Below are 10,078 nucleotides of genomic sequence, written 5' to 3'. Positions count from 1 at the left end.
GTTCTCGCCGCCGCCGGCTATAACTTCGGTCTGCTGCTGCGATGGCTCGCAGAGCTCTTGCGTGTCATCATCCGAGCCTTCTTCGAGACCGTCCCGGCTCGAAACACCGCTTGAGCCGGGCGCCGCCGCCAGTTCTTCACGAACGACTAAGTATTATCGCTCGAATAAGTTCAAGGGCTTCGATCCGCTCACGCAAGCGGACAAGCGGAGCGTTCTGGATCGGTTTTGCCAGACGGCCGGCAACATGCCCTTCGCGGCGTACCGGAAAGAGGACGTCGAGGCCAGCCAGGACAAGCGCAGGGAGACGCCCGCCGCAACCGACAAGCTGGTCAAGTATTTGCGGGCCCTGTTCGTCACACTAGCATTGCTCATCCATGCACACGTTGAAGCTCACCCCACGGCAGTTGTTCGGCATTGCACGATGAGTTCAAGGCGACGCTGAGGATGGAAGTAATGTGCTCAGTCAATCCAAGCTCGCGAAGAAATCGGGACCAAAAGTAATCTAGCACCGTCCATAATACTGGCTGTGTGGCGTACACCGTGCCGCGGAAGACGACGAATGAACGATCAAAACCTACAGCAAGGTGCCGAATGAGATCCCGGTCCGAGCCGTTAGGACTAAGTGTTGCAACCTGCAGATGGCACGAGGCTCTGGTCGCCCGGATGATCGGTGTGTAATTCACCACCCCGTCGGTCACGACGACGGTGAAGTGGTTCCGTTCAAAGAATTTGATAAGGTTGTCGTTCAAATGAGGTTGAGTTTCGGGCTGGTTTGCGATCTTCCATCCAATGACCAGCAAAAGCACGGCAGCGATGGACCATCTAAATGCGCCGGAATAGTTCACGCCTCACCCCGAGAACACTGAAGCCGACAATCAAGACGAGTATGATTGTGTTGCCGACCGCATCTCCCCATGCGCCGTGGACTGTAGCGAAATGCCATTGGCTCAGGCCCATCAAACTTATCCGCGCGACGTTCACTGCTATTACTGAAATGCAGGCCAAAAGGCACCACAGCAGATCGTAAGCGGAATTTCTGGGACCCACCAATTGGCTCACGGTAACCCAACACAGGACTGCAAGAGACACATTCGCGAGCGAAGAACAAGCTGGCCAGATTACAAGAACTCCGGACCCGTCAGCGAATTCCACGATGTCCCCGGTTTGGTGAGTGCCCAATATCCAGCCAACGAGTGAAGCGTCGATTTGCAAGATTAGGTTGGCAAAAAACTGAAACAGCAATCGGCTCCAAAGCATGGGCACGGTGGTAGCCAGTAGTATGAAAGCGCCCCGTCGAGATGAGGCGACATTGGTGGAGAGAATGACGTAGAGACTTAGAGCGGTTACCGCGAGCCAGCTCAGGGCTCCGATCGGAAGAACGACCAGGCAGACAAAACCTGCCCCCATGGCGAGGTCCGACGGACGCACCCGAAGTGTTCGGTCTTGAAGAACAAGAGATACGCCGGCGGCACACGAGATCCACACAATTATGCTAATCCCGAAGGTATTGAAAAGCGCCTCCGCCCATCCATGCCGGTTGACTGATTGGATGATGCTTGATGCGAGGCCACTTACACAACCGAGAGCGAATAGCCCCGCGAAGAATTCGCCACGCGGCAATTGCCTCGACATTCGCGATGAACCAAGCGCAACCCACTCATTTGAATATGGGATCACAATCCAGCGCCTCGCCCGCGGGGTGTTGCTGACTATGGCAGACTAGCCATCGCGCTATTCGAGTTTGGCCTGCAGACCGTTGCGACCGATTGAAGTACCCACCAAAATATCAGGTATGGCAGGCTTTTCCTCGGGAAGCAGTCTCCAGAGACCATATATGTCAGTCAACCTTACGACGGCGCTTAACGAGCCAGTAGACGCCATAGCCAATGGCGAGCATCGGTAAGCCAGCGCCCGCAATCGGCCCAGGAGCTCCGCTCACGTTGTACTTGTTATGGCCGGGCGCGTTTTCGCAGTTCCCATTGCCATTGCAGGCCAGCGCAGGCGGCGCAGAAATCATCAGGGTGAAGGCCAAAGCTGTCGTCGGCAGAGCACCGAACGCGATTTTCATGGTTTGCCTCCATATAATCGCGAAATTTAATGCATATTAAAACTCATTAATCACGTCGTCAAATTAAATCACAAGAGTGCGTCGTTCGCGCGCCTCAATGTCGCCAGCTGTCCTTGTCGAACACTGTCCTAAATCCCTCGGGCATCTGAGGCGGTTGCCCCTCCAGCGGCACGTTGCAGCGTGGGCACGGCACGCCAGCGCCGCCACAGCGGCAAGTGCCGTCCCAAGGATAATCCGGGTAACCCCGGTCGCGGTCTTAAGCCAACTCCCGCCGGCGGCAGCGTCGGGCGGGATTTTTTGTCAGTCATCGAAGGGAAAGTGCCGATCATCTTCCGGCAAGACCGCGAACGTAGAGTACAGCAGCGCTGCGGCTCCCAGGATGACCAGAGCGAAGCAGCCAAGAACCACCACATGACCGCTAATGGTCTCCCTTGGAGGCGCGCCTGCTTGAATCTTCTTTCTGGGCGAGCTCTTCGAGGAGCAAGAGAATTGCGCGGCGTGTACGACGATTATTGATCTCTTGGAAAGCACTGATCAGGCGAAGTGTGTCTCGATCGTTGACTGAAATAGCCATTGTCGCCCCGGTAAATGCACAAAGGCCGCAGCCTGGGGGGCAGGCTGCCGCCCGCGTATTGTCAAAAAAATCCGGGTGAAAAGATCTAAGTGAAATATGGAGCCAGCCCCGGTGAACGGCAACCTACAGCAACTTTGCCGCGGCGCAATGTCATCTAGCTCACACTTTGGGATAACCAAGTACGTCAGTTTTCCTCACTGAGATGGGGCTCGCCGGGGTTGGCGTAGGCGAGCCCTCAACCCAAGACCGCGAAAGCTCTCCGGCGGCCCTGACGGACGTTGCAGTCTGCGCCTTATCGCGCAGATGTGAGCGTTAAAACAATATCGGAATTTGGTGAGCTCATTCAGAGCTTCTCATTTAGCGCACCAACAGTCGCTCATTTTCCTTCGCAATCTTCGCGACCGGCGTCCGCAGTTTGGAGTGCGCCTTAAGTTCGATATCGTTCTTCGTCCACTCGCGGCGAATTATTTTTTTCTTTTTTGCCAAGACGCGCTGCTTCGATGTGAGGGCGCGGTCTAACACGTGGCGCGTGCTGCGCAAGTCGCGCACTTATCCAACCACCGCACGACGGCGATGTAACCGCGCGCCTTCACAGGACATCGATGGCAAATGATTTAGTAGTGCAACAGCAAGCATCATCGTTGAGCCGCTCTGACTAAGCGACGCTTGGCGCCCCACGTTCCTAAAACTAGCTAATTGAGTTTCGCCCGCACGTGCAGCATGACGGTCGAAGGGACGGTTGCATCGAGAAGCCGCGTCGCTGCGCCTCGGCCACTCGATTTCGGAGGTGTCCTAGGGCGCGCATAGTCTGTCGAAATCCGACGGCGTCATATCCTGATTTAGAGTACTTTAGGGTCTCTCGTTCACATTGAGGGTTCGATGGTGCCATCGGCACGGCGGATGCCCGGTAACCGTCTGGATGCCTATCTAACGCTCTCGAATAGAGCCTTCTATCAAAGCCAGCGCGACTTACAGACCTTCCGGGGGCCTGCCTGATGGGGCGGAGACGCGCGTCGACTTATCAAACCCAACGCAAGCTGCTGATTATTCGCGAATGGCGGCGTTGGCTTCAGGCTCGGCCAATCGATCGTGGGGCGGTCACCGCCCGCGATACTTTGAGTTTCTTTTGCGAATTACAGGACAAGCGCTCCCCGCTCCTGAAATTTCATGCGAGGGGGCGAGACAAGTGGGAAATCATCAACGGCTGGTTGCTGGCTTGCGGCCAGCATGGGGACGGACAATGCCCGCAGTCTTAGACCCGGAAGAGATTGTAGTCCTGGCCAACCACGGCGTGATGCGACTGCGCTCTGCGGTCGCGAGAGCGATGGCGTTGCTGCCCGAAGATCGCGATGTGGCGATAATAGTCCGAAAGGGCCAACTGTCGCAGTCGATCCTAAATTTCAAGCAGATCATGCAGCTTGCGGCGGGGTGGGAGCACGCGGAGCAGCCCGTAACTCCGGGGGGCTCTCCGGTTCCGCAGCCATCTGGCGGCCCCGCGGCTGAATAGGAAGCTTCCGGGCTCTCCACTGAGGCGAACCTGTTCTCTACCAGCACCGAACCTAGACATTTCAGGATCAGCGCTTCCATCGCGTGCCTAGCTGGCGACCGTCACCACAGGCCTTTCGACAGAGTTACTTAGTACTTGAACTCTGGCATCGACATGAGCTGGTCTTTCGTGACGTTGATAACGGCGCGATCGGGAAACCATTCGCGCGCAGTCTCGGACGTCATTCCTTCGGTCGTTTTCCCAACCTTATTAGCGAATTTGAGTCAGACAAATTCCAAAGCGACACGAGTTGTCCCGAGCACCCGCCCCAGCTCAAGCTGGCGCAGCACCGACGGCCGCGCCTCTGCCGCGGTTTGCCGGGCCAGTATTTCGAGTTGGTCGAAATCCAGTTCTTGGCGTCTGCTTCCGTCGCGAAGTCCCCGATGTGGGAAATCGGACCAACACCGGTTGTCACGGCGACAAACCAGCGACCGCCTTTTGCTATTTGAGGGTCGAAGCTGGGGAGGGCTTTGGGGCCCGCTCGGCTTTGTCGGTTCGTACGTCCTCGGTCATTTTTTCTTCAGTTCAGGGCGCTGCACTCTTCGGTGATTTCGAAGTTCGGCATGAGCTGCCGGGGATCTTTCGAGTGGTGATGGGCATAACCCATCGCCCACCCAGGCCGGATCAGCTAGTTAGATCGTAGCAATAAGCGTGCTTGAAAAGGATATAAGCCGCTCTTGAGACGTCAACTGCGCCAACTGGATAGCTTGCGCGATCGGCTTGGGCGGCAGAAACACCGCAGGTTTGCCGACTCATCCCGGTGGAGTTGGTGGCTTGCGGCCTTTGACCCCTCGCGGCCCTGATTGAACAGGTGCCGGCTGGACGAGTTAAGCGTAACATAGCCATAGCCAAGGCGAGGCAGACTTCCCTTGGCCTCGCTCCGGCTAGGCCCGTGGCGTGCTTACGGAACGCTGCGGGCCGCTGAGATGGGAATTTTTCGGCAATCGCATTGTCGGCGATGCCGCGGGAGCCTGGATGACCCATGCCGGGATAAAATCCGAACGACCATCCCCCATTGATCGGACTGGACGGTACGCCGGCGCGCACGCCAATGGTCCCCACGCGGACATCGGTGAAGTAGATGGGCCAGGTCTGTTCATGCGCATAGTCGGAGCGGCGGCGGGTGAGGGCGGCATCATTCGACGTGGCGAGAGGATAGGCGCTAATTAGAGCCCGCCGCCGCGGCTTGTGCATCGCGCCTAAGTCAACCGCACAAGCTTTTGGTCAATAGGCAGCCTGCTCACGCGCAAATGGCAGCGCGCCTTAGCGCTCGTTCCGCATATATGGACTGTTCTCCGACACCAAGAGCACTGACGTATCCGACCTCGGCAGGACTCTGTAACCGAGCGAAGCTTTCGGCAGCGCCGCGTTGCAGATACTCGCGATCAGAGCGATTGAGGACAAAGCCCCTATCACAATCCAAAATTCCCTCTGCATGTTAGCTTCCGAAGCAGAGTATCGATGGCAACGCGAACGCGAGCCTAGAGGAGACGTTCCTATCTAGATGCGGACGCTCCTCGACGTTCCAAGCTGAGGTCTTTGCGATCTCGATTGGGACGAGGAAGCTGAGATGAGGCTGCTGTGAGACGACAGGCAGAATAGATGAGAAACGCCGCAATGATTTCGCAATGAAATGGCCCAAACAGGCGTGAACAAAACGTGGCGGAAACCACTCCCATACCCATAAAAATGAAGAGCTTAGAAAATATTCACTGCGTTCGGGACGCAGGGGTCGCAGGTGATGGAGAAGGGGCCGAGCCATTTACACTTCGTCTGTAACCTATTGATTTCGCTAGTACTGTTTCGGCCGCGTTTTACAGCTAAGTGTTTGTGAGTGCTTCTGAATAATGAGACTCTTAGTCAGCGGGGCCCAGGTTCGAGCTCGGGTCCCGCCCACGACCCTCAAAGCATCTCACACCCAGCCGCCATCCACGACGTAGTGCTGAGCGGTGCAGGCGGAGGCCTCGTCGGACGCGAGGAACAGAGTGAATTTCGCGACCTCGTCCGGTACCAGCCGGCGCTTCAGGCACTGTCGCTGCTGCAGTTCGATCTCGCCCGCCGGCGTCATCCATTTCTCGAGCTGGCGCTCGGTCATGATCCAGCCCGGCGCGATCGCGTTCACACGGATATTGTAGGGGCCGTAATCGCGCGCGAGGGAGCGCGTCAGACCGACCACGCCCGACTTGCTGGCCGTGTACGCGGCCATGCCGCCTTGACCGGCCATCCACGACACCGAGCCGAAATTGATGATGGCGCCGGCATTCGCCGCCTTCATGTCCGGCAACACGGCTTGCGCGGCGAAGAACTGGTGCTTCAGGTTCACCGCGATGCGGTCGTCCCAGTATTCCGGCGTCATCTCCTCGGTGTTGTGCCGTTCGTCATGTGCGGCATTGTTGACGAGGATATTGATCGCGCCGTGTGCTTTGCGCGCCTCGGCGACGCCGGCGCGCAACGCGGCGATGTCAGTCAGGTCGATGCGCTGGAAATGCGCAGCCAGACCCTGATCCGACAGCTCGCGTGCGAGGCGTTGGCCCTCGTCCACCTTGATGTCGAAGAACACGACATTGGATTTCTGCTGCGCGAAGCGCCGCACGATCGCAGCCCCAATCCCCGATGCGCCACCGGTGACGAGAACGACCTTGCCGGCGAGGTCGGAATAAACAGCGGCCATGGGCACCTCTCAAAGTTGCATTGCGGGCGGTGCGAGGCGCCGCCCAGTTGTCCCGCCAACCTTAGCCATTCCTGACGTGAGGTGCATAGATCAGAATTTTAGTTGCGTACCTCAAAAATCGAAGGCAGGATTGCAGCCAAAGAATAAGAGCCGGTTGGGAGGAATGTGATGAGACTGCTCGGGAAGCTGGGACTCGCCGCCGCCGCATGCCTGCTTTGGGCCAACTCCGCCGCGGCCGACACGACGGTCAAGTGGTTGCACATCGAAGCCAATCCGGCCCAGGTGAAGATCTGGGAGGAGGTTGCGCGGGCCTATGAGGTGTCGCATCCCGGCACCAAGATCGAGATGCAGTTCCTCGAGAACGAGGCCTACAAGGCCAAGCTGCCGACCATCCTGCAATCCAAGGACCGGCCGAACATCATCTACAGCTGGGCCGGCGGCGTCCTGAAGACGCAGATCGAGGCTGGCGTCCTCGACGACATCACCGATCAGGTGAAGGGTTACAGCGACAGCCTCACGCCGGCAGCGCTCGCCGCCTTCACGGCCAACGGCCGCCTCTATGGTCTTCCGACCGCGCTGTCGCAGGTCGGCTTCCTTTGCAACAAGGAGCTGATGGCGAAGGCAAAGGTCGATCCTGCGGGGATCAAGACCTGGGACGATCTGCTTGCCGCGGTGAAGACGTTGAAAGCCGCCGGCGTGACCCCGATCGTGGTCGGTGGCGCCGACAAATGGCCGCTGCACTTCTATTGGACGCATCTTGCAGTGCGCATCGGCGGCAAGCCGGCGTTCGATGCGGCGCTGCGCGGCGAGGACGGCGGCTTCGCCGGGGAGACCTTCCGGAAATCCGGCGAGCTGTTCAAGCAACTCGTCGATCTCCAGCCGTTCCAGAATGGCTTCCTCGGCTTCAAGAATCCGCAGGCGGTCGGCTATTTCGGCGATGGCAAGGCGGCGATGACGCTTGCCATCAGCACGGTCTATCATTTGCAGCGCGCGCTTGCCGCCGACAAGGTCGGATTGAGCGAAGACAAGATCTGCTGGTTCGACTTCCCGGTCGTGGCGGGCGGCAAGGGCGCGCCAACCGATACGCTCGGTGGCATCACCGGCTGGCTGATCACCAAGGGCTCGCCGAAGGAGGCCGTCGATTTCCTGAAATACTTCGTCTCCAGGGACGTGCAGACGCGGCTTGCTGCGGGCAACTTCATCATCCCGGTGGTGCAGGGGGCGGATGCCGGTCTCAACAACGCCTTCATGAAGCTGATCGCGGCCAATCTGGCGAAGTCGAACTACCACCAGAACTTCTATGACCAGAGCCTCGGCCCCTCGGTTGGCCGCGTCGTCAACGACGTCACCGCCGAGATCGCCGGCGGCAGCATGAGCCCGCAAGACGCGGCCAAGGCGATCGAGGCGGCGTGGAAGCAGGGTAACTGACGGTGGCACGCCGGGCCGCGAGCGTGTCGGCGATGGACGTTGCCGGTGAGCTCCCGCAGGTCGCCGAGCGCGGCCCGAGCTGGGACGGCAGGCTGACGGTCCTGATCCTGTTCCTGCCGCCGGCGCTGCTGTTGTTCACGCTGTTCGTGGTGCTGCCGATCGGCGAGGCGGCCTGGTACTCGGCCTTCAACTGGAACGGGTTCGGCAGGCCGACCAACTGGATCGGCTTCGACAATTACCGTTTCGTGTTGGAGACACGCGCCTTCTGGCTCGCGCTGCGCAACAACGGGCTGATCATCGCTGTTTCGCTCGCCATCCAGCTGCCGCTTGCGCTCACGCTGGCCTTGATGCTCGCCGAACGCTTCCGCGGGGCGGTGGCGCTACGCATGCTGTTCTTCATGCCTTATATCCTGGCCGAGATCGCGACCGGGCTGATCTTCAGCTTCGTTTACGACGGCGACTACGGCCTTGTCGCCTCGATCTGGCGCAGCTTCGGCGCCGAGCCCCCGCATCTGCTGGCCTCGACCGATACGGCAATGCTGGCCGTGCTGATCGTCGTCGTCTGGAAGTACTTCGGTTTTCACATGATGCTGTTCATCGCGGCGCTCCAGGGCCTCGACAAGAGCCTGATCGAGGCCGCGCGCATCGACGGCGCGACGCGTTCGCAAGCCCTGCGACACGTGGTCATCCCCTTGCTCTATCCGACGATTCGGCTCTCGGTGTTCTTCGCCATCGTCGGCTCGCTGCAGCTGTTCGACCTCGTCATGCCGCTGACGCGCGGGGGGCCTGCGGACTCCTCGAACACGCTGGTGAGCTTTCTCTACAACAACGGCATCTCCCGCATGCGGGTCGGATATGGCAGCGCCATCGGTGTCATTCTGTTCACGATCTGCGTGACCTTTGCCTTCACGTACAAGCGATGGTTCATGCGTGATGAGTAGCACCGAGACCAGTCGTACGCCGTTCGATCCTGCCGTGCTGTTCAAGGCGGTGTTCCTCGCCGTCGTTGCCGTCTTCGTGCTGGTGCCGCTGCTCGCGACCTTGCTCGGCGGCTTCAAATCGCTCGGCGAACTGCGCGTCAATCCGTTCGGCCTGCCACGTCACTGGGAGTGGCAGAACTATGCCGACATCCTGTTCTCCACGCGCTACTGGCAGCTCTTGCGCAACTCGCTGATCATCTCGACGCTCACGGTGACCCTGACCCTGATCGTCGCCTCGATGGCGGCGTTCACTTTCGCCCATGTCAGGTTCTACGGCTCATCGATGCTGCTGAGCTACCTGACGCTCGGCCTGCTGTTTCCGGCCGCGACCGCGGTGCTGCCGCTCTTCATCAAGGTACGCGATCTCGGGCTGCTCGATACCTATTTTGGCGTGGCGCTGCCGCAGGTGGCCTTCAGCCTCGCGATGAGCGTGCTGCTGCTGCGGCGCTTCTTCAAGGACATTCCCTATGAACTGCTCGAGGCCGCGCTGGTCGACGGCTGTAGCTATATCAAATTCTTCCGCTATGTGACGCTGCCGTTGTCGCGACCGATCCTGGCGACCGTCGGGACCATCACTTTCGTCAACAGCTGGAATGCCTATCTGTTGCCGCTGGTGATGCTCAACACCGATGCGCTCTATCCCTGGCCGCTCGGCATCATGGTTTATCAGGGCGAGTATTCGTCCGAGTGGCACCTGATCCTGGCCTTCATCACGCTGACCATCCTGCCCACCATCATTCTGTTTCTTCTGGCGCAGAAGCACATCGTCGGCGGCCTCACCGCAGGCGCGGTCAAGGGATGAACGATACCT

General features: G+C 59.1%; 7 protein-coding genes. 3 read left to right on the top strand and 4 right to left on the bottom strand.

Annotation, left to right across the window (positions count from 1 at the left end):
- Positions 1-368 precede the first annotated feature (368 nt).
- From AB4Z51_RS35790 to AB4Z51_RS35775, 4 genes are all read right to left on the bottom strand, one after another.
- Complete coding sequence (locus AB4Z51_RS35790) at positions 369-845, bottom strand: hypothetical protein (protein WP_441498976.1); 477 nt, start codon at positions 843-845, stop codon at positions 369-371.
- 992 nt (positions 846-1,837) lie between these two features.
- Positions 1,838-2,068 carry a hypothetical protein gene (locus AB4Z51_RS35785; protein ID WP_208088044.1) on the bottom strand — a complete coding sequence of 77 codons (231 nt, stop codon included), beginning with the start codon at positions 2,066-2,068 and terminating at the stop codon, positions 1,838-1,840.
- 931 nt (positions 2,069-2,999) lie between these two features.
- On the bottom strand, positions 3,000-3,191 hold the full coding sequence (locus AB4Z51_RS35780) for a hypothetical protein (protein ID WP_208089623.1): 192 nt from the start codon (positions 3,189-3,191) through the stop codon (positions 3,000-3,002).
- 2,909 nt (positions 3,192-6,100) lie between these two features.
- Positions 6,101-6,859 (bottom strand): SDR family NAD(P)-dependent oxidoreductase, encoded by a 759-nt coding sequence (locus tag AB4Z51_RS35775; RefSeq protein WP_441498975.1) that lies wholly within the window; start codon positions 6,857-6,859, stop codon positions 6,101-6,103.
- Positions 6,860-7,027: 168 nt separating this feature from the next.
- Here AB4Z51_RS35775 and AB4Z51_RS35770 point away from each other — a divergent pair, with 168 nt between their 5' ends.
- Genes AB4Z51_RS35770 through AB4Z51_RS35760 form a run of 3 tightly spaced genes read left to right on the top strand, consistent with a single transcriptional unit; the run spans position 7,028 to position 10,069 of the window.
- Positions 7,028-8,287, top strand: coding sequence for an extracellular solute-binding protein (locus tag AB4Z51_RS35770; protein ID WP_441498974.1), 1,260 nt, complete (start codon positions 7,028-7,030; stop codon positions 8,285-8,287).
- A gap of 2 nt (positions 8,288-8,289) precedes the next feature.
- Positions 8,290-9,228, top strand: a complete 939-nt coding sequence (locus AB4Z51_RS35765) for a carbohydrate ABC transporter permease (RefSeq protein ID WP_135215391.1) — start codon at positions 8,290-8,292, stop codon at positions 9,226-9,228.
- Positions 9,221-10,069, top strand: a complete 849-nt coding sequence (locus tag AB4Z51_RS35760; protein ID WP_441498973.1) for a carbohydrate ABC transporter permease — start codon at positions 9,221-9,223, stop codon at positions 10,067-10,069. Before AB4Z51_RS35765 ends, AB4Z51_RS35760 begins: the two co-directional genes overlap by 8 nt.
- Positions 10,070-10,078 lie beyond the last annotated feature (9 nt).

The organism is Bradyrhizobium sp. 2TAF36 (assembly GCF_052114925.1).
GTDB classification, from domain to species: Bacteria; Pseudomonadota; Alphaproteobacteria; order Rhizobiales; family Xanthobacteraceae; genus Bradyrhizobium; species Bradyrhizobium barranii.
Note: the sequence above shows the minus strand (reverse complement) of the source record. Positions and strands in the feature narration are given on the sequence as shown.

Coding starts and splice junctions, on each gene's coding strand:
- AB4Z51_RS35785 (WP_208088044.1), bottom strand. CDS start 2,068: ATGAAAATCGCGTTCGGTGCTCTGCCGACGACAGCTTTGGCCTTCACC.
- AB4Z51_RS35775 (WP_441498975.1), bottom strand. CDS start 6,859: ATGGCCGCTGTTTATTCCGACCTCGCCGGCAAGGTCGTTCTCGTCACC.
- AB4Z51_RS35770 (WP_441498974.1), top strand. CDS start 7,028: ATGAGACTGCTCGGGAAGCTGGGACTCGCCGCCGCCGCATGCCTGCTT.
- AB4Z51_RS35760 (WP_441498973.1), top strand. CDS start 9,221: ATGAGTAGCACCGAGACCAGTCGTACGCCGTTCGATCCTGCCGTGCTG.